The organism is Marinicella pacifica (assembly GCF_014636635.1).
In the GTDB taxonomy this organism is placed as follows: Bacteria; Pseudomonadota; Gammaproteobacteria; order Xanthomonadales; family Marinicellaceae; genus Marinicella; species Marinicella pacifica.
The window spans coordinates 305,827-327,411 of sequence record NZ_BMEO01000001.1 but is presented as its reverse complement, the minus strand read 5'-3'; the positions used below and the strand labels follow the sequence as shown (position 1 = coordinate 327,411).

General features: G+C 43.0%; 13 protein-coding genes. 9 read left to right on the top strand and 4 right to left on the bottom strand.

Going from position 1 to position 21,585, the window contains the following annotated elements:
• Positions 1-33 precede the first annotated feature (33 nt).
• The 3 genes from IEV16_RS01390 to IEV16_RS01380 all read left to right on the top strand — a co-directional run bounded on the left by IEV16_RS01390 (position 34) and on the right by IEV16_RS01380 (position 6,579).
• A complete protein-coding gene (locus IEV16_RS01390; RefSeq protein WP_188363867.1) occupies positions 34-1,026 on the top strand; it encodes a branched-chain amino acid aminotransferase in 993 nt (330 codons plus the stop codon).
• A 276-nt stretch (positions 1,027-1,302) separates the two neighbouring features.
• Positions 1,303-4,530, top strand: coding sequence for a TonB-dependent receptor plug domain-containing protein (locus tag IEV16_RS01385; protein ID WP_188363866.1), 3,228 nt, complete (start codon positions 1,303-1,305; stop codon positions 4,528-4,530).
• A 36-nt stretch (positions 4,531-4,566) separates the two neighbouring features.
• The gene (locus tag IEV16_RS01380; protein WP_188363865.1) at positions 4,567-6,579 is read left to right on the top strand and encodes an alpha/beta hydrolase family protein; all 2,013 of its coding nucleotides are present in this window, start codon (positions 4,567-4,569) and stop codon (positions 6,577-6,579) included.
• Between the two features lie 62 nt (positions 6,580-6,641).
• Here the strand turns inward: IEV16_RS01380 and IEV16_RS01375 are convergent, their stop codons facing one another.
• A complete protein-coding gene (locus IEV16_RS01375) occupies positions 6,642-7,250 on the bottom strand; it encodes a fasciclin domain-containing protein (protein WP_443093933.1) in 609 nt (202 codons plus the stop codon).
• Between the two features lie 80 nt (positions 7,251-7,330).
• Between IEV16_RS01375 and IEV16_RS01370 the strand changes: the two genes are divergently transcribed.
• Complete coding sequence (locus IEV16_RS01370; protein ID WP_188363864.1) at positions 7,331-7,810, top strand: CIA30 family protein; 480 nt, start codon at positions 7,331-7,333, stop codon at positions 7,808-7,810.
• 14 nt (positions 7,811-7,824) lie between these two features.
• Here IEV16_RS01370 and IEV16_RS01365 read toward each other — a convergent pair whose 3' ends face one another.
• A complete protein-coding gene (locus tag IEV16_RS01365) occupies positions 7,825-9,027 on the bottom strand; it encodes an MFS transporter (RefSeq protein WP_188363863.1) in 1,203 nt (400 codons plus the stop codon).
• A gap of 148 nt (positions 9,028-9,175) precedes the next feature.
• On the opposite strand from IEV16_RS01365, the gene IEV16_RS01360 reads away from it, so the two are divergent.
• Positions 9,176-10,060 (top strand): cation diffusion facilitator family transporter, encoded by an 885-nt coding sequence (locus tag IEV16_RS01360; RefSeq protein WP_188363862.1) that lies wholly within the window; start codon positions 9,176-9,178, stop codon positions 10,058-10,060.
• Positions 10,061-10,280: 220 nt separating this feature from the next.
• Here the strand turns inward: IEV16_RS01360 and IEV16_RS01355 are convergent, their stop codons facing one another.
• Both IEV16_RS01355 and IEV16_RS01350 read right to left on the bottom strand, forming a co-directional pair.
• Entirely contained in the window at positions 10,281-11,753 is a 1,473-nt protein-coding gene (locus IEV16_RS01355) for a potassium/proton antiporter (RefSeq protein WP_188363861.1), read from the bottom strand.
• 109 nt (positions 11,754-11,862) lie between these two features.
• A complete protein-coding gene (locus IEV16_RS01350; protein ID WP_188363860.1) occupies positions 11,863-13,302 on the bottom strand; it encodes a bifunctional 2-methylcitrate dehydratase/aconitate hydratase in 1,440 nt (479 codons plus the stop codon).
• Between the two features lie 144 nt (positions 13,303-13,446).
• Between IEV16_RS01350 and acnD the strand changes: the two genes are divergently transcribed.
• From acnD to IEV16_RS01330, 4 genes are all read left to right on the top strand, one after another.
• Positions 13,447-16,044, top strand: a complete 2,598-nt coding sequence (gene acnD, locus IEV16_RS01345) for a Fe/S-dependent 2-methylisocitrate dehydratase AcnD (protein WP_188364008.1) — start codon at positions 13,447-13,449, stop codon at positions 16,042-16,044.
• Positions 16,045-16,211: 167 nt separating this feature from the next.
• Positions 16,212-16,451, top strand: coding sequence for a type II TA system antitoxin, ParD family (locus tag IEV16_RS01340; RefSeq protein WP_188363859.1), 240 nt, complete (start codon positions 16,212-16,214; stop codon positions 16,449-16,451).
• Positions 16,452-17,144: 693 nt separating this feature from the next.
• Entirely contained in the window at positions 17,145-18,608 is a 1,464-nt protein-coding gene (locus tag IEV16_RS01335) for a right-handed parallel beta-helix repeat-containing protein (RefSeq protein WP_188363858.1), read from the top strand.
• A 124-nt stretch (positions 18,609-18,732) separates the two neighbouring features.
• Entirely contained in the window at positions 18,733-21,522 is a 2,790-nt protein-coding gene (locus tag IEV16_RS01330) for an InlB B-repeat-containing protein (protein WP_188363857.1), read from the top strand.
• Positions 21,523-21,585: the final 63 nt, after the last annotated feature.

Sequence of the window (21,585 nt, the reverse complement as noted above, 5' to 3'; positions counted from 1 at the left end):
AATACGGCCAATTTATAACAATGGAACAAACCTATGGGTGCATTTGGCAAAGACTTTACCTCATTAATGGCGTTCAGCCGGTATTCGGACAATCAATGGCAGACACCAAGTTTACAGCCGCTTGATGATTTTAAACTCACCCCGGCTTCTCATGTATTACACTATGCCAGTACCTGTTTTGAAGGTTTAAAAGCCTATCGCTGGGCCGATGGACGTATCCGGCTGTTTCGTTATCGAGATAACATCAAGCGCTTAAGAGCCAGCGCCAAAGCCTTATGTTTGCCGATACCTGATGAGGCATTGCTGGATACCATGATAAAACAAGCGGTGCTGGCTGTGGAGTCCGAAATCCCTGATCTACCCAAATCACTCTATATTCGCCCAACTTTAATTGGCACGGAAACTAATATCGGTGCCGCAGGTCGGGCATCATCAGAAGCTTATCTTTATATTATGACTTCACCGGTGGGCGATTATTTTAGTGGTGGAATACGACCGTTAAAACTGTTGATTGATGAACTTAATATGCGTTCAACACCGACATTCGGGCAGGTGAAGACAGGGGGCAATTACGCCGCTGCCTTATCCTCCGTGATTCGTGCACGTGAACAGTATGGCGCCGATCAAGTGCTCTATTGCCCCCAGGGTAATGTTCAAGAAACCGGTGCCGCGAACTTTTTTGTACTTAAAAGCAAGACCCTTATTACCAAAAAACTGGACGGTTCAATTTTACCGGGCATTACCCGTGATTCGATTATGCAATTGGCTGAAAATCAAGGTTTTGAAGTTGTTGAGCGAGATTTTACAGTGAAAGAGCTGATCAGTTGGTTACCGGAAAGTGAAGCCTTCTTGTCCGGTACCGCCGCCGTCATTTCACCCGTAGGCCATCTTATCCACAACAATAAAACCCATGCAGTGGGTAACGGTGAAATCGGTCAGCACACACTGGCATTCAGAAAACAATTAACAGATATTCAGCACGGTCAGGCTGAAGACAACAATAGTTGGATAACCGTCATCAGCTAATTACATCAAATAGTCATGTAAACCAATTAAGTTTAGTTATGGTCTGATGTCCGTCTTTGTTGGACTTGATTGGATTCGTTTGGATAGATTTTTGAAGCAGGCTCAATAAGTGGAAAAAAATAAAATAGTTGTTATCGTTTTTTCACGTGTAAAAGTTAAAAAAACGTAAAAATTGCTTGATTTGCCATTTCGCTTAGAATTAATATAGTTGATGCTACAACCAAAAATGCGTTTAAAAGCATTGGTATTTTTTAATTTACAGAAAAGAGGACATTTATGACTACGCAAGATAAATCAACAGGTACGCTGTCGCTCAGTCTGATTTTGCTGATATTGTTTCTATTTGCATGTGCACCTGTTTGGGCACAAGATAATGATGATAATCAGGATCAAACGGATTCAGCCCAGGTAGATGAAGACAGTGATGAAGAAGATGTGGAGGAGTTGGCTCCGGTTGTCAGTACCGGTTCACGACTTCTGCGTCAAACCTATGACAGTATTTCACCCATGCAGGTAATTACTGCCGAAGAATCGCGTGAAGTAGGCCAAATTGATGCGGCTGATATTATTCAAAACGCTTCTGCATCTACAGGTCAGCAAATTGATTTAACTTTTTCAGGATTTGTATTAGACAACGGTCCTGGTGCCAGAACAGCCAGTTTGCGCGGCTTGGGTGCTAACCGAACTTTGGTTCTTGTCAATGGTCGACGTTTGGGTGGTTCCGGTGTCGAAGGGGCGCCTTCAGCTGCTGACCTTAATACTATTCCAGGTGGTTTAGTACAACAATACGATATTCTGTTAGACGGTGCGTCCTCAATTTATGGTTCAGACGCCGTGGCCGGTGTTGTTAATACCATTTTAAGAAAGGACTTTAACGGCTGGGAAGTTGACTACAATACCACTGTACCTGAGCAGTCAGGTGGTGTTGAGCAGCGATTAAACTTAACCTGGGGTAAGAATTTTGACCGCGGTTTTATCGGTTTTGGTGCTGAAGTTTATGATTTGGAAGAAGTCAAATATAAAGACCGTGAATGGACCAATAAATGTCCAGAGCATTATGAAGTGACTGAAAGCGGTGAAATACGTCAAAACGACATTTATAATGAAGATTTTAATTTACGTTTCCACGGAAATTGTTATTTTCAAGGTTTGGTGGGACGTGTCAGTGTTCCTGAAGTAGGCAGTATTTATTATACACCTGGCGTCACCAATGGAGGATGGCCTAATTTTTCTGAAAGTGTTTCTCCTTTTGGTGGACCGATTGACACCGATGGTGATGGTGTTGCGGATATTGGCAGTTATGTGCCTTATTCACTGTATGACCATCAAACAGGCGCCAGTTTGTTTGCTGAATTAAAAACCCAGGCGTTGATGACTTACGGTGAGTATACTTTTGAAGGCGATGCTAACATTACGCCATTCTTTGAAGCCAGTTATACGCGTCGTGATACGTTTCAGGATTCAGGTCAGCCCCAGTTTTTCCCCTGGGTTCCGGCAGACAATCCCTATAATATTTGTAACCCGAATGGTTTAAATGGTGTTGATTGCGGATTGGCCTTTGATGCTTTAATGAGTAATCCTGACATTATTGCCAGTGTTTTGGAGCGGTTTGGTTGCGATCCGAGTGCAGGCGGTAGCTGTGATCAAACCATTGGTGCCATTGGTCCACAAAGAACACGTCCTATTATCGCCATTGATGGTGATCGTGACCAAACCAGCACCACTGTTGAGTTAACACGTTTTATTGCCGGTGTTCGGGGAGACTTACCCTTTATGAATTTTGGCAGCCTCGATAACTGGAACTTTGAGACTTCTTTCTCTTACCATGAGTCTGATGGTGTGTCTTCACGTCGAGGTATTCGGCAGGATCACCTGGACTATTCTTTAAACACATCTCGAATTGATCCGGTCACAGGTGAAGTGGTTTGTGGTAACAATGACGGTTGTGTGCCTATAAATTTATATGACCCGTCATTATACTCTCCAATTGTAAGTGACTTTACAACGCAGGCTCAGAGAGATTATTTGTTTGATTCTCGAGACTTTAGAACCAAAGTTGAACAAACGATTTTCTCAGGTTTTGCCTCAGGTTATTTAGCTGATTTGCCGGCAGGACCTATGTTGGGTGGTTTGGGTTTTGAGATTCGTAAAGATGAAATCCAATCCATTCCTGATGACATTGCCCGTGAGGGTTTGTTCTTTGGGTTTTTCGCTGACGGTGGTGCTTCGGGTTCTAAGTTTACCCGAGAAGCGTTTGCTGAACTAGAAATTCCGGTTCTGGCGAATATGACCATGGCTGAAGAATTAACCGTGAATTTATCCGGTCGGTACACCAAAGATGAATTCTTCCCGAGTGCCAATACTTACTCAGCGAAAGTCGGCTGGCGTCCGGTGTCACAATTATTGATTCGTGCGACCAAAGGCACTTCTTACCGAGCACCTAATTTAAGGGAAAACTTCTTACGTGCACAAACAGGATTTGTCAATGTATTTGATCCTTGCCATGTACCTGAAGAAGCTTGGGATGCCATTAATGATGTCTATATACCAGATCAAGACGATAGACGCCCTGAAGTGTTAGAGAATTGCCGTCAACAGGGTGTTGACCCCACCGCGTTGTATAACAACGGCTTTAACACCTTCAGCACGGAAGTCGCCACAGGTGGTGTTACAGACATTACGGAAGAAGAATCTGATTCGTTCACCTATGGTTTTGCCTGGGATGTGCCGTTTGATGCATTTAATCTAACTTTAGGTGCAACCTATTACGAAATCGAAATCAACAACACTATTGTTGAACCGAGTGCACAGTTTATTGTGAATGACTGTTATAACGATCCGGAATTTGATTCGACTTTCTGTAATCGGATTACCCGGGATGCGGATGGTGTCTTTGATATTATCGATTCCGGTTTTATTAACCGTGATAATGCCACGGCCCGAGGTATTGACGTGAATGTCAATTATGATCAATCTTTTGCATTGTTTAATAGACCAGTTGATTTGGGTGTTGATTTAGTCTTAACTCATACCAAAGAAAACTCTGATTTATTTACCAATGAAACAGGTGAAATTAATTATGATGATGATGCCGGTGAATATGGTTACCCTGATTGGCAAGGCACGCTTAATCTCCGCGCTGATTTTGGTAAATATCGTTTTGCCTGGCAGACCCGTTATATTGGCGATGTGCATCATGATGTTGATACTCTAAATGAATTTGATGATTATAATGGTGCCATGTACACCTGTGCAGGCCCTGATAATGGTGATGAATTGTGTAAATTTATCTGGGATATTGGTTCCTATACAAATCATACAGCATCGGTTAGTTATCGTGGTGATGCCTGGAATATTAGATTTGGTGTGGTTAATATCTTTGACAAAGAGCCACCACAATTGGATGCCGGTGCACCACCCATCTTAGCCACCAATTCACCCATTGGTTACGGCTATGATTTGAACGGAAGGAGATACTTCCTGAATGTGGGGTATCGTTTTTAAGATAATAACCAACAAAAAAATGTAAAAACCGGCCATATGGTCGGTTTTTTTTTGTTAAAATATTTATCTCTTAATGCCAAAACAATCTTCCTGAAAAAAATGAAAAAATATTTTCTTATTTTAATTGCGCTCATATCTACTAATCTGCTGGCAAAAGTTGATCATGATCCTTATCCACTGTCCTATTTTGCATTGCGAGATATTATTAGTCAGGTTAATGTTTCGCCGGATGGTAAGCATTTGGCTATGATGAAGATAGCCACCAAAGAGGGAGATCCTGTTTTGGAGATTTATGAAACAAACGACTTAAGCAAAGAGCCGTTTCGAGTTAATGCTGATCCCATGGAAATCATGGGTTATTCATGGATAGGTAATGATAATGTTTTACTAAGCTTACGACAAAAAGTTCGCGATAAAATTGAAGGTTTTAACGAGGGCGTGTACGAAGGAAAGCTCGCCAAACTAGATATCCGCAAAGAAAAAATCAAGGAATTTAGAGTGCTCAATCCGCGTGTTGAAAATTTGTTGCCGTTTAAACCCAATAAAGTTATTCTCTCGTTCAATGCCGATAGTGCTGTCAATATGAGGCTCCCAAGACAATTCAGACCCCGTCAATATTATGAACTCGATTTAAAAAGTGGTCGAAAGAAGTTAATTATTAATGGGAAAATATCATTGGCAACCATTGTCTTTGACGGCCATGGCAATCCAAGAATAGGGTATGGATTTGATCAAAAAAATGGTGAATATGTCTATTATTACCGTGGTATAAAAGATGAAAAATGGGAAGAAATTCACAGGCAAAGTGAAGACAGTTTTGAAAATTTTCAGATTCAGGGTATTGATCAAGAGGCAGCAGATACTTTGTTTGTGGTTGCCCATAATGGTCGTGATAAACAGGCATTATGGACATTTGATACCCGTAAAAAAGATTTTGGTGAAATGGTTTATGCAAGAAATGATGTCGATGTAATAGGAGTACGGGGTCATAGTGATCGTTGGAACAAACCTGATGAAGTTGTGGCTGTTTCTTATGCCACTGACAAGCCTTATTATGAATATTTTGACGCTGAGGAAGCAAAACTTTATGCCTTGTTAGAAAAGAGTATTCCGAACAGCCACTACGTACAGATAACCAGTCGATCAAAGGACAATGAAGCCATTGTTGCCTATAATAGTGGACCGCAAGATCCGGGTACTTATTACTTATTACAAGATAATAAACTCAAAGAGATCGGCAGTAAACAACCATCCTTTGAGCACGATCAATTAGCCGAGGTTAAATACATTAAATATAAAGCCCGTGACGGAAAAACTATTCCCGCTTATATCACCATACCCAATGGTGAAGCGCCTTTTCCAACCATCGTCATGCCACATGGTGGGCCGTTTGTTCAGGAAGTGGTGGGTTATGATAAATGGGCACAATTATTGGCCAGTCGAGGTTATTTGGTACTACAGCCTCAATACCGCGGTTCAAAAGGTTATGGTTTGGAATTTTATAAGTCTGCATTCATTAAAGGTGGTCAAGGTGGTAAAGCCATGCAAGATGATAAGGACGATGGTGTTAAGTATCTGATTGAAGAAGGCTTAAGCGATAAAGACCGGGTGGCGATGTTCGGCTGGTCCTATGGTGGTTACGCTGCCTTAATCGCAGCTTCAAGAACGCCACAGCTGTATCAATGTGTGGTGGCCGGTGCAGCTGTGACTGATAATATGCTGCAGGTAAATTTTTATCGCGATCAAATGCGTGGTGCCGGTAAAATAGAACAGGAAAATATGTGGATGGATAGTTTGTCACCCATCAAAGAAGTGGATAAAGTCAACATTCCGGTATTACTGATACATGGTAGTGTGGATCAACGGGTACCACCACGCCACGCAAAAGATTATTTGGAAGTCATTGAAAAAGCTGGAAAACCCTATAAGTATGTGGAACTTGAAGGAGCCGATCATTTTTACAATACCTTATTTTATCGCCATCAACTTAAGTTCTTTAAAGCAATGATTGATTATCTTAAAAATGATTGTGGACCCGAAGGTCTATAACTTATACAAATAAAACCCGCGAAATTCGCGGGTTTTTATTGTGGGTAAATGCCGCTTAATTTTTAGGGCATGAGAACTGCGTCAATGACATGAATCACACCATTGCTGGTTTTGATATCTGTTTTAGTGACTGTGCTGTTTCCGTCTAATATGACCTTGCCGTCTTTAACTTCAATGGCAATATCGCTGCCTTCAACGGTGGTGGCTGAACTAAGATCGACTACTTGTTTGGCATACACTTTTCCGGCCACGACGTGATAGGTTAAGATAGCTGTTAATTTGTCTTTGTTTTCAGGTTTCAGTAAACTTTCCACTGTGCCTTCAGGTAATTTTGCAAACGCTTCATCAGTGGGAGCAAACACGGTAAATGGACCGTCACCTTTCAGGGTATCAATCAATCCCGCAGCTTCTAAAGCGGTTGCCAGGGTACCAAAGCTGCCTGCCGCGACAGCGGTATCAACGATGTCTTTTTTGTCGCTTTTATAGCTTCCACCGGCAACAGCCATGGTCGTCATTAAAGTTAATGTCATTATAATTAACAATGTGGTTTTAAATAATTTCATAATAAGCCTCTGTAAGTTAGAAAATGAAATCGCATTATGCGATGTCATGGGAAATTTTAACCAAGCTACTGTTGATGATGTGTGAGTAAAACTGTCCATTCTATTCACGACTTTTTCACCGTAGTGTCGTCACAATTTAAATAATTTTTTATTTACTATTTTAAATTTATAATATGCCAGCAGTTGTTATGCCATTACCCCACCATATTAAAATTTTTAACGATACTGTTATGGGCGGTCGGTCCAACAGCCAGGTACGCATTTCGAATCAGGCGATTCATTTTAGTGGTGAAGTTTCACTGGCTAACAATGGTGGATTTGCTTCCATGCGCAGCCAGTGGCCCTGGGTGCATCGACCCGTGATTTCTCAACATATTGATACAATTCAAATTACTGTACAAGGCGATGGCAAACGCTATCAATTCCGATTATTCACCGCTGACAACAGTGATGGCTCAGCCTATGTTTATGATTTTGAGACTGTAGACAAAGAAACCGCGGTTATTACCATTGCTCTGAGCGTCTTTTCAGCCCGATTTCGTGGTCGCGCCATTCAAAAACCAGACCTTAAATTAGATAACATTCTTGAATACGGTCTTTTGATTGGAGATAAACAGGTTGGTTGCTTTAGTTTATGTTTCAAGGGAATCGAACTCATTGGAAACTAACTTAGCAATGGATATTATTCTCTTATCTTGTTTTTTGTATTGTAGAAACGAATTAATGTCATAACGGCTAAAATGACAACAAAAGGTATACCAATCATGACAATGCCATGCCATTGATAGCGATATATCACCCAGCCGGCTATCAATGAAGAGCCCGCCTGAAAACCAAACACCAGAAAATCATTGAGCGCCTGTATTTTATGTCGCTCATGAGGTCGATAACTGAGTGGTAACAAGGTGGTGCCGGTATAAAACAGAAAGTTCCAGCCAACCCCCAATAAAACCAAAGACAGCCAATAATGACCAACGGCGATACCAGTCATGGCGATGATGAGCACCAGTATATAAAGTAAGGTGCCGCTCAGTAAAAAATATTTGGTGGGGATTTTGGGGCCAAGCCACAGCGTCAAAAAAGATGGTAAATACATGGCAGCCACATGTGATTGGATGACCCATTTGGTGTCTTCGAGAGAATGTAAGTGTATCTGGTGCATACTGAGTGGTGTCGCTGTCATCATAAAGCTCATTAGTCCATAGCCCAGCGCACCCGATATTACTGCGACCCATAATACCGGTTGTTTGAGTAAAGTTGCCATGGGCCGTTCAGGTCTTTGGTCTTTACAGACAATCACCGGTGGTAATTGTAGACGTGAGATAATCAGCATCGCTATCAATGCCATTGTAATTAGGCCGACAAAGGTCGCAAAATAAGGAGGTTTTTGAGGCCATAAATCCCGGGTAACAACGGCCAGTTCAGGTCCTATCATGGCTGAGAATAAACCGGTTAACATCAATAAGGCCACTGCTTTTGGAATATCCCGATCAGTCTGCAAATTTTCAATGGCGGCGAATCGTAACTGTTGGGCAAAAGCGCCGGCAAGACCCATTAAAAATGCTGCTGTTACAAATAACCAGAACGCCTGGTATGTGATGGCCAGCAAGACAATCAATCCACCAATTATACTCATAGAAAAACCCAATAAAGTGGCTGTTTTTCGGCCCAAGCGTCGTGCCAACATGGCTGCAGGTACGGTGGCAGTGGCGGTGCCTACAATCAGCATGGTTAGCGGTAAGGTAATCCAATCTTTATGCGATGTCATTGGTTCGGCAATAAAGCCACCGACAAACACCATCACCGGAGCCATCGAAACAATCAGTGGTTGGGCTAAAAATAATAAACTGATGTTCCTGGGTAAGCGCGCATATTGCTGTATCAAGAGGCTTGCTATAATCAGGAGAAACCCATAAAGTAATAAAGTCAGCATCGTTTCGTTGGGGACTATTAGAACATTAGCCTTTTATTCTAACGGATACGTTAAAATAAGCCTGCTTTTAATTTTCACCACTCAGTAATAAATATTAAACATGGATAAAGACAAAAAGGTTCAGCAGATTATTACCATCGAAGGTATTTATAATTTTATTGTTTTGATTTTAAAAACAGTGGTGGGTTTTGCCACCGGATCGTTGGCTATTTTAAGTGACGCGGTGCATTCACTGACCGATGTCATGAACAATGTGGTGATTTGGATGGTGATGCGGGTGGCCAGTAAGCCACCGGACTATGATCATCCTTACGGACATCGGAAATTTGAAACCATTGCGGTATTTGCGCTGGCCTCTTTATTGGTGGTGCTGGCGGTCGAATTAATTATTCGTGCGTTCAGTGCTGAAGCCGAAGTGCCGATTACCGAGCCCTGGGCACTGGGGTTAATGGCGTTGGTTTTGTTTTTAAACATAACCGTGACCATTTGGGAACGTTATTGGGCGAAAAGGTTAGATTCTGATATTCTTATGGCTGATGCCCAGCACACTTTGGTTGACGTACTCACCACAGTGATGGTGATTGTTAGTTGGCAGTTATCGACTTTAGGTTGGTGGTGGATAGATAAATTGGCCGGTATTGGGGTGGCGGCCATGGTTTTGTATTTTGCCTATGGTTTATATCAAAAAGTATTCCCGATATTGGTTGATGGTTATGCTATTGATCCTGATGAGCTGAGCAAAGCCGTGGCTGAGGTGCCCGGAGTCAAGGAAGTGCGTCAAGTCCGGTCACGTTGGATCGGCTCAAAAAAAGCGGTGGATATGCGTATTGCCGTGGACGCTGACATGCCTACCTTGGAATCCCACGATCTGGCGCATCAGGTGGAAGATCATATATGTCAACGATTCAATATTGTTGATACGTCGATTCATGTGGAGCCCTATTTGGGAAAAGAGAACAAGCGCTCAGGTGGGAAAAATAAATAAATCCAGCCCGATAGGTTTATCTGACTGTAAAAAAACATTGTTATAGAGACCTTTGCATTAATCCAGGTGGTGGAATTTTAGATGTTATAACTCGATTCATGAATATGGCAAAGGGCTCTTACAGGATTGTGGTGAGAGCAATCAATGATATTTCACCTTTTATTAGCTGTCATAAGCTGTGTTGTCTCTCATTACTGGCAGTTTAAAACACAGGTCATCATCATGAACAGGATTGACGTAAACATTTTTCCGCTTTAATAAGGTCATTTTTACTGTCTGAAATAACCACCAGGGTATCATTGGCAGAAATGACAGTAAAACCGGTGGGTGTCATGTATTCGTTATCACGGATAATCATGGTGATGTGGGCATTTTTCGGGAAATTTAAATCCACGAGTTTTTTATTGACTGCATAAAAGTCAGGTTTTATGTCGATTTCTTTAATGGCAGATTTTGGTATATCAGGCTGCCATTTTTCAATCTCATCATAAGGTGATGAGATGTTTTCAGGTGATCCGACATTAAGCCATTTGGCGACAACTGTTAAAGTAGTGCCCTGAATGAGTACCGATGTCACTGAGATAAAAAATACAATGTTAAAAATCATATCAGCTTTATCAATCCCGGCCAATAAAGGGTAAGTGGCAAATACAATCGGCACGGCACCCCGTAAGCCGGCCCAGGAAATATACAAGCGTCTTCTTAACCGCATTTTAAAAAACATGAGACTGATAAAAACGCTTATCGGCCGGGCAACAACAATCAGAAACAAAGAAATAATCAGGCCAATGCCAATAACAGGCACAATATGTGAGGGAAATACCAGTAAGCCTAAAGTTAAGAACAACACAATTTGCATCAGCCAGGCCAATCCGTCATACATCTGTAAAATGGTGTTTTTGTGAATTAAATCCTGATTACCCAGATAGACTGCGCTGATATAAATGGCCAAAAAACCATTACCGCCAAAAAAGTCCGTGGTGGAAAATATGATAAACATAATGGCAATCACCAATACCGGGTAAAGTCCCTCAAAACCCAGCTTGATTCGGTTAATTAATTTCTTGCTGAGTTTGCCGAAGACATAACCAAAGACGCCGCCCAAAATCATTTGTTGAAGAAACATTGGAATAATTGAAGCAATACCCTGGTCCTGGTGAATAACCAACGTTAAAAAAGCCAGCGTTAGTACGTAGGCCATGGGGTCGTTACTGCCGCTTTCGAGTTCTAAGGTTGGTCTTAAATTTTTTCGTAGAACCAGGTTGTTTGAGCGTAATATTGAAAAAACTGCGGCTGCATCGGTGGATGACACAATCGAGCCCAGCAACATACTTTCATAGATGGTGAAGTCGGTCACCAGCCAAACAAAATAACCCAGTGAAATTGCGGTTAATAAAACACCGAGCGTCGACAACACAAACCCTTCTTTAAGTATGGGTTTGACTGCAGTCCATTGAGTGCTCAGTCCACCTGAGAATAAAATAAAGTTAAGCGAGACGATGCCGATAAATTGGGCTGCTTTCGGGTCATCAAAGTGGATACCGCCGATGCCCTCAGAACCTGCCAGCATACCAATACCCAAGAATAACAGCAGTGTCGGTACGCCAAACCGATAAGAGGTCTTTCCGGCGACAATGCTGATGAATAACAATAGAGAGCCGACTAATAAGATATTTTCAGTTGTTAAATTCATCGATATAAAATCCTCTAAAAAAAATAGCCAACTCACATTATGAGTTGGCTATTTTAGCCGTGTTAATAAATTGTGTCCGTAAAATTAATCGCATTAATTTAGCAGTGCACTATAGATACCATAAGTCCATGAATTCATTCACTGACATGGCAGCCATCTGTTCTTTGTTTTGAGCGACTGCTTTGATTTTGGTGGCTTGTTTATGTGAGAAATGATCGTCTAAAGCCCGTTCGAATTTATTGATGAGCACCGGAATGCCCTCTTCACGGCGATTGCGATGGCCGATGGGGTAATCGACGGATATTTTTTCAGAGCTGGTACCATCTTTAAAATCAATCTGGATGCTGTTGCCAATCGCGCGTTTATCGGGATCAAAGTAATCTTTGGTAAATTGCGGATTTTCTTTCACAGTCATTTTATCGCGCAATTCATCTATGATGGGCAGTTGCGCGATATCGTCTTCATAATCATCAGCGGTTAAACGCCCAAAAGCCAAAGGCACAGCCACCATATACTGTAAACAATGATCGCGGTCCGCCGGATTATCGAGCGCGCCGGTTTTATCAATGATACGGACACCGGCCTCCTGAGTCTCGATGGCAATACGTTCAATGTCATCCAATCTGTCTTTAACACTGTCATGCAATGTCATGGCACATTCCACCGCGGTCTGGGCATGAAATTCTGCCGGAAAAGACAGTTTAAACAGAATATTCTCCATCACATAGGCGCCATATTTTCGCTGGAATTTAAAAGCGTGTCCTTTAAAAAGTACATCATAAAACCCCCAGGTTTTCGCCGTTAAAGCCGATGGGTAACCCATCTCACCGGTTTTGGCCATTAGCGCCAATTGCACAGCCCGCCGACAGGCATCACCGGCAGCCCATGATTTGCGGGATCCGGTATTGGGCGCATGGCGATAGGTTCGCAAAGCACCGCCATCAATCCAGGCATGTGACACGGCATTTTGAATTTCTTCCCGATTACAGCCGAGCATGTGTGCTGCCACTGCCGTGGAGGCAATCCGCACCAGAATAACATGGTCAAGTCCGACCCGGTTAAAAGAGTTCTCCAGAGCCAGGCAGCCTTGAATTTCATGGGCTTTAATCATGGTGGTTAAAACATCCTTGACAGTGATGTTATCAGAATCATTCTGTCGGCCAAGATAGTCAGCCACCGCCAGAATGGCACCCAAATTATCCGATGGATGGCCCCATTCAGCCGCCAACCAGGTGTCATTAAAATCAAGCCAGCGAATTAAAGCACCGATATTAAAGGAAGCTTGTACCGGCTCTAACTGGTGAGATGTGCCCGGAATCTTGGCGCCCTTGTCTAAGGTTGCGCCGGGCACCACAGGTCCGAGGTGTTTGACGCATTCGGGAAATTTCAGGGCCATTAAAGCACAAGCCAGGCTGTCGAGTAAACAATAATGAGCGGTGCGATAAGCCTCATCTGAGTTTATTTGATAATCGACCACATAATCGACGATATCAGTGATTACTTTATCAAAGTCAGGACGATCTGCGGCGCGAATGTCGGTGGTATTCATATTTGTGCTCCATTGGGTGTCTTAATTAGTCTAAACCTTCTGAATGCAAAAGTAAAATCAGCGACGTGGATAAGTTTGTGACTGGTTGTTTGGTTCGTAAACCGTTAAAATACCGCGTTTTTAACGGATCCCGGAATGAACAAGATGAATCAAAAATACCGCAAAAAGCTAGCAAATACCGATTTGGAATTTTTTGATGCCCGTGAGGCGGTGAATGCGATTCAACCGGGTGCCTATGAACAGTTGCCGTACACCTCAAAAGTACTGGCAGAAAATTTAGTGCGCAAATGTCCACCGGAAGATTTAACTGATTCTTTAAAGCAAATTATTGAACGTAAGCAGGATTTGGATTTTCCTTGGTATCCGGCGCGGGTGGTGTGTCATGATATTTTGGGACAAACGGCATTTGTGGATTTAGCCGGTTTGCGCGAAGCGATTGCCAAAAAAGGCGGTGATCCGAAACAAGTCAATCCTGTGGTGCCGACGCAGTTAATTGTGGACCATTCATTGGCGGTGGAACATGCCGGTTTTGAAAAGGATGCCTTTGAAAAAAACCGCGCCATAGAAGAACATCGAAACAAAGATCGATTTCATTTTATTAACTGGTGTAAAACCGCCTTCGAGAATGTCAATGTGGTGCCGCCGGGTAATGGCATTATGCACCAAATAAACTTAGAACGGATGTCGCCGGTGATTCAAGCCCAGGACGGTGTGGCGTTTCCCGATACCCTGGTCGGTACCGACAGTCACACACCCATGGTTGATGCCTTAGGCGTCATTGCCGTGGGTGTCGGTGGCTTAGAGGCAGAAAGTGTGATGTTGGGGCGCCCGTCCTATGTGCGTTTACCGGATATTGTCGGCGTGCATTTAACCGGTAAACCTCAGGCCGGTATCACCAGTACAGATATCGTTCTGGCCATCACTGAGTTTCTGCGTAATGAACGCGTAGTCGGGGCTTATATTGAATTTTATGGCGAAGGTGCTGACAGTTTAACCCTGGGTGACCGAGCCACCATTTCTAACATGACCCCGGAATTCGGCGCCACTGCCGCCATGTTTTATATTGACCAACAGACCATCGATTATTTACGTCTCACCGGTCGAGAGGAAGCGCAAATAAAATTGGTTGAAAACTACGCCAGACAAACCGGCTTATGGTCTGATGGCATGAAAAATGCACAATATGAACGGGTTCTGACCTTTGATTTATCGTCAGTGGGTCGTAATATTGCCGGACCATCGAATCCGCATGCCCGGGTTTCAGTCAATGACCTGGCCGAGCATGGCATCACCGGTGATTATTCAGCTGAAGGTGATGAGATGCCCGATGGTGCTTGTATCATTGCTGCCATTACCAGTTGTACCAACACCAGTAACCCCCGCAATATGATTGCTGCCGGATTGATTGCTAGAAATGCCAATAAACTCGGTTTAACGCGAAAACCCTGGGTGAAAACCTCCCTGGCGCCGGGTTCCAAAGCCGTGACTTTGTATTTAGAAGAATCCAAATTATTACCTGAATTAAAAAACTTAGGCTTCGGTGTCGTTGGCTATGCCTGTACCTCCTGTAACGGCATGAGTGGTGCCTTAGATCCGGAAATCAACAGGGAAATAGAAGAGAGAAATCTCTATTCGACCGCGGTGTTATCGGGTAACCGAAACTTTGATGGTCGTATTCATCCTCAGGCTGATCAGGCCTTCCTGGCGTCACCACCCCTGGTGGTGGCTTATGCCATTGCCGGTTCAATCCGTTTTGACATTGAAAAAGATGTTTTAGGCTATGATGCGGATGGTAATGCCATTAAGCTCAAAGACATTTGGCCGGATGATGCAGAAATTGATGCGGTGATTAAACAAAGTGTGAAACCTGAGCATTTTACAAAAGTGTATGAGCCGATGTTTAACATCGAAGACATCCTGCGTAAACACACGGAACCTTTATATGCCTGGAACCCCAAATCCACGTATATTCAATGTCCGCCCTATTGGGAAGGTGCACTGGCGGCAAAACGCACCATGACCGGCATGCGGCCTTTGGCGGTGCTCGGTGATAACATCACCACCGATCATTTATCGCCATCGAATGCCATTCAAATGAACAGTGCCGCCGGTGAGTATTTGCATAAAATGGGTCTCCCTGAGGAAGACTTTAATTCCTATGCCACCCACCGCGGTGATCATTTAACAGCGCAACGTGCCACCTTTGCCAATCCCAAATTATTGAATGAAATGGTGCGAGACGAACAGGGCGAGATTAAACAAGGTTCACTGGCGCGGTTAGAACCCGAAGGTCAAGAAATGCGCATGTGGGAAACCATTGAAACCTACATGGAACGCAAACAGCCCCTCATTATTATTGCCGGTAAAGACTATGGTCAGGGCTCTTCCCGTGACTGGGCCGCCAAAGGTGTACGCCTGGCCGGAGTCGAAGTCATTGTCGCCGAAGGCTTTGAGCGGATTCACCGCACCAACCTGATTGGTATGGGTGTTTTACCGTTACAATTTATTGATGGAGAGTCACGCAAAACCTACGATATCGACGGCAGTGAAACTTACGACGTTAAAGGTGATATTGAATCAGGCGCTGAAATGACGGTCATAATGCACCGTAAAAATGGCGAGCAAGTCGAAATCCCGGTTATTTGCCGATTAGACACCGCCGATGAAGTTGTTACGTATAACGAAGGCGGCATCTTACAGCGCTTTGCCAATGATTTTATGCGTGATGAACTAACCGTTTAGCAAAATTAACTAAGTTTCCCAGATTAAAGCCGTTATTGATTAACGGCTTTTTTGGTTGAGTCTCTTAAGATTTGAGTTGTCTTTTAACTCGACAACAAATGTGACATTTGTACAGCTGCTGTGAATTAGGTATAATTTAGTTTTATTAAGATAAATTTATTTCAGTCATGCGATTATCAATTGAAATAACCCCTGAACAGCATCAGCTTCTAAAAGTGGCTGCGGCTTTACAGGGTGAAACCATCAAAGACTACGTTTTAAAAAGAACATTGCCAGCCTTGTCTGAGCAAGAAGCCCTGCAAAAGCTTGAGGCTTTTTTAAGACCAAGAATAGAATCTGCACGAAAAGGAGAACTGACTTCTGATTCTGTGGATTCTATTTTTAATGATGTTTTAAAGCAAGGCTGAGTTTTGAGTCAGTATTTGATATCAAAAGAGGCTAAACACGATTTAATTGAAATTGCTGAATATACGCTTTCCAATTGGGGTGAAAAAAATATTTCATGAATATCGAAATGGATTAAAAGATAAATTCAAAGCCATTGCCAATCAAGAAGTCATTAAAACATCATTCTCCAATCGAATGTCAGATGTTTTCGTGACTAAATACCGATACCATTTTATTTTTTACATTTATAAAACCAAAACACCAATCATTATTGCAGTTGTTCATGAGCAACGAGATATCATTAGACATTTATCAAAACGATTGGAATAAGCATCATGTTGTCACACATCCTATGATTACCTATCATTTGCCATTGATTTTATGCGTTACGACGGGTCTGTTTTAAAAACATCTTAATTAAACCCTTTTAAAGCCGCTTTTATTCAGCGGCTTTTTTTATACCTGAAAAAAACATGAAATTCTGGGTCAATTATGAATTCATGATTAATTCATTGTTAATTATTGAGTGCTCACAAAATATTGCAGTTAATCTCATTTAATATGAACCATGTTCTTTAAATGCTAATGACTTTAGAGGACGGGGAGTAATCGCTTGATTGGCTTTAATAATTTTATCCGCAATCATTTGGAATTGAATTTATAAGGTCAAATTTCAGTAAAACAAAAAAATTAAAAATTTAACGGAAAAAACAATGAATCAAATAACAGTAAAACATAAGTTGCTTATCAGTGCGATATTTATCTTAATGCTGATAAATTCACCACATGCCGCCGAGTTTGTGGTGCAAACTGATTTGGATCTCAGCGGTGGCACTGTCATTGCTGAAATCAGTCCGGACGTTTATACCATTCAGACTTTGCGCTCTGCGGTCGAACAGGCGAATGATGAAGTGAATTTTCCTGGCCATGATCTGATTCGTTTTGATGAGAACATTACGACAGTCAATCCAGGGTTAAACACAACCATTATTTTAGGTTTGATTGGCGATCAGTTTAACTATCAAACCCAGAGTAGCCCTTCTGCATTGGGAATTGACAGTACCATAACGATTCAGGGCACACTACCGGGTGCACCCGAGGCTGACATTACCATTGAGGCTTTGGGTCTGCGCCACTTCCAGGTAAATGATGGTGGCAGACTCAGGCTTTATGATTTAACGTTATCTGATGGCGAAACACCTTTAAACAGCGCCGGACGTGGCGGTGCCGTGGTGGTGGATGACAATGGTCAATTAGAAATTAAAAACAGCTCATTTTCATTTAATAAAGCGGTCAATGGCGGGGCCATCGCTTTTCAGTCAGGTGCATTGGATGCCTTGATAGAAAACAGTAAATTTCGTTTCAACGACGCCAGTGATAACAACCCCGGGACATCAAGTTTAGGGTTGGGCGGTGCCATTTTTATTGATTCAGGCGCACAAACTGTAACCATTGAAAACAGCTATTTAAGTCATAACTATGCAGATGCTCATGGAGGCGCCATTTATACCGATCAGTCAATCGTGATTAAAAACACAGAGCTAAATCATAACGACGCTGATAACAACGGAGGTGCTTTGTATGTATTAACTCAAGGCAATGCCACCATAAGCAACAGCATATTTTATAAAAACAAGGCTTTAAAGAGTGGTGGCGCTCTATATACCAACAGCCAAGATATGGACTCCATTGTAATGGTTAATTCAACCATAGCCAAAAATGATGCCGGATTAGATTTAGTCTTACGCGGAGCACAAACAGCCGGAGGTGGCATTTACTCGGGTATTGATAATAATTTATTGTTGCATAACAACATTGTTGCAGATAATCGTGAGGCAGGTACGGATGATGATGATATTTCTGCAGATTTGAACGAGGCCAGCAGTTATAACTTAATCGGGCTTAATAACGGCAGCTTGTTTGGCGTCATCGATCATGACAATGGCAATCTGGTTGGCACTATAGCAGAACCCATTAATCCACGACTTAAAATAAGTCAGCTGTTAACCGTTATTGGCTTAGAATCAGACAGCCCCGCCGTTAACAGTGGCAGTGATGCACAAGCCATTGCGGCGGGACTAGTTTATGACATTATTGGCAATGACCGAATCATTGGTACAGCCGTGGATCGCGGTGCTTTTGAGTCCGATGTTATTTTTATCAATGGGTTTGAATAACAGATCCTTCCCAATGGCAATTTCTTGAAATAATTAATAATTAAGCATGAATTCAGCATGGCTTCATTATTCAAGGATACTTAAAACGTATGATTAATGGTTCGTACTATTGGAAATTTAAACTATGAAAAAGATGAGATTAAGCGGTTTTATTTTAATGGCTTTAATGGTGAGTTTATCAGCACAGGGACAAGCGCTCCATTGGTTGGCGCAGCCGGATGCTGATATTGGTCCTGTCATTAATCATTACAGCAGCTCGCCCAAAATATCCACCAATGGCAGGTATGTTAGTTTTTCTTCTTATGCCACAAACTTAATACCTGATGACACCAACAATGAGCGCGATATTTTTTTAAAAGATCTGGTGACCGGTGAAATTAAACTGGTCACCAGTACTCAAAGCGGCGCACAAATAAATTTTATCGGCAGTGCATTCAGTGCGCCCACTTCAGATGGTCGCTTTATTGTTTTTGCAAGCGGCAGTGCCGCTTTACCCAATGGCAGTGGGCTGTGGAATGATGAGTATTTATACCTCAAAGATATGGTCACCGGCCAGGTCACCAACCTCAGTGTCTATGGCGCGGGTGACTACTTCGAAGCGACCGGTGGGGTGCACTTAACCGATGATGCCCGATACATCACCTTTGGTACTTATGATGACATTGACCCGAACTTCAGCGCCTCCAGAGCGCAGGTTTATCGCAAGGATTTACTCACAGACACCTATGAACTGATCAGTGTCTCTGAAGACGGCTTGAGTGCCGCGGATGATACCAGCAGTTTAGCCTCTGTTTCGCCGAATGGCCGGTATATTCTGATGAGTAGTGAAGCCCATAACTTAACGGCCGATGTTATCAATAATTCAAGAGATAATTTGTTCCTGCGGGATATGAACACAGGCACCACCCAACTCGTTAATGTCACACCCAGCGGTGATTCCTCGGCCTTTGATGACTTTTCACCGTCGGGTTCTGTGAGTAATATTGGTACGGTGGCCTTTAAAACGTCACAGTCAGACATTGTCGTGAACGACACCAATGGCCTGTCGGATTTATTTTATTATGACGGCACAAATATTCAGCGTATTAACCTAACGCCAGCCGGAAACGAAGTCAGTGATGCTTCACCGGTGCCGGTTATCAGCGGTGACGGTTCCCGCATCGTGTTCAGCAGTTATTCTTCTGAATTGGTCAACAATGACAATAACGAGACCGGTGATTTGTTTTCTTATGACACGGCAAGTGGTCAGTTAACGGTGGTCACAGTGAATAACAGCAATGAAACGGCCAATGCATCCAGCACCCAGCCCAGTTTGTCTCTGGATGGCAGTCGTTTGGCGTTTGTGTCCACTGCCTCAGATTTAAGCAATGAACCGGTTTCGATCTTACATCCCGAAGTATTTGCCTATCGATTTGCGCAGCAGCAATTTAAAAAATTAACAGAACCTGCCTTTAATCCACATACCATCATCGAAGCTGTCTATGGTGGCTATCTCAGCAGTGATCAGCAAACGGTCTTATATCACACAAAATCGTATAATTTAACGGCAGATTCGGTTGAACCCAACACTTCACATTTATATCGCCTGGATCGCAGTGATAACAGTCACCATTTAGTGGCCCTAAAATCCAGTGCTTCGGATATATCCGCAAACGGTCGTTATGTGGTCGTGAACTCAGATTACTTTCAACCCGGTGGGCTGATTGATTTGGGCAGTAACCATATATTTCTCTATGATCGATTAAACGATGTGTTTACACAAATTGATGAAGGGTATTCGGGTCGTGTTAATAATGACGGTGTGGTGGTTTTCTATACCAGCAAAGACATTGCCGCCAATGACAGTAACGGCGAATATGATGTCTATTTATATGACCCCGTTTCTCAAGTCATCAGTCTAATCAGCGAGGGACTGGATGGTATGGCGGCCGGTGGTGAGTTTCCGGATATTGGCGGTCAAGGTAATAATACCTGGGTGGTTTTTGAGTCAGAAGCAGATAATCTGGTACCCGCTGACACCAATAACCGTCCAGATATTTTTATGAAAAAAGTGCCATCGGGCACCATCACACGTGTCAGTCAAACACCGGCTGGTGTTGAGGCCAATGAACGGTCTGATTATCCACGTATTTCAGAAGATGCTTCCACCATTGTGTTTTCTACCCAGGCCGATAATTTAACATCAGATGATTACAGCCAGGCCGGCACCGGTCAGATTTTGTACTATGATCGGGTTAACACATTGCTGCATCTGGCCAGTAAAAATGAATCTGGACTGCCGCTTTATGGACAAAACTATTCCATGCTGCCGAGTGTTTCAGAAAGCGGTCGGTATATCAGCTATGTTTATGAGGATGAAACCTATGTTGGCGTGGATTTTGCAGGCGATGATGATTTTCGAGAAGATGCGGTGCTGTTTGACATAGTTACCCAAACCCCGAAAATCATCAGTGTCACCCCGCAAGGCGACCACACGGATGATTCGGTGAATAACTTGGTGACTGTGGTCGAAGATGAAGCCCTTAATCCACCGTTAATCGGCGTCACTTTCAGTGCTTACGGCCCCAATTTTTCAGGGGTGGACAATCATCCCGGGCATCTGGATATGTATTTGTATCAGCAAGGCGGTCCGGATTTGGATTTGCATATTCAGGTCGTGGGCGCAGGGACAGTGTCCGGCACCTCAGGCATCAATTGCAGCAGCGACTGTCATTATGACTTTTCTTTGGGCACGGAACTCACACTGGTGGCAAACGCATCAACCGGTGCCACTTTTACAGGCTGGCAGATGGATTTTGGCCACTGTCAGGATGACACAAACCCCTGTCAAGTCACCATGGATCGCGCCAAAACCCTGACTGCTTATTTTGTTGACCCCAATGACATTATATTTATCGATGGGTTTGATAATTAACTTTTAGCAATCCGCGCCAAGCGTGTGTTTAAAATCGGACAGTGGATGGCATCCACTGTCCGA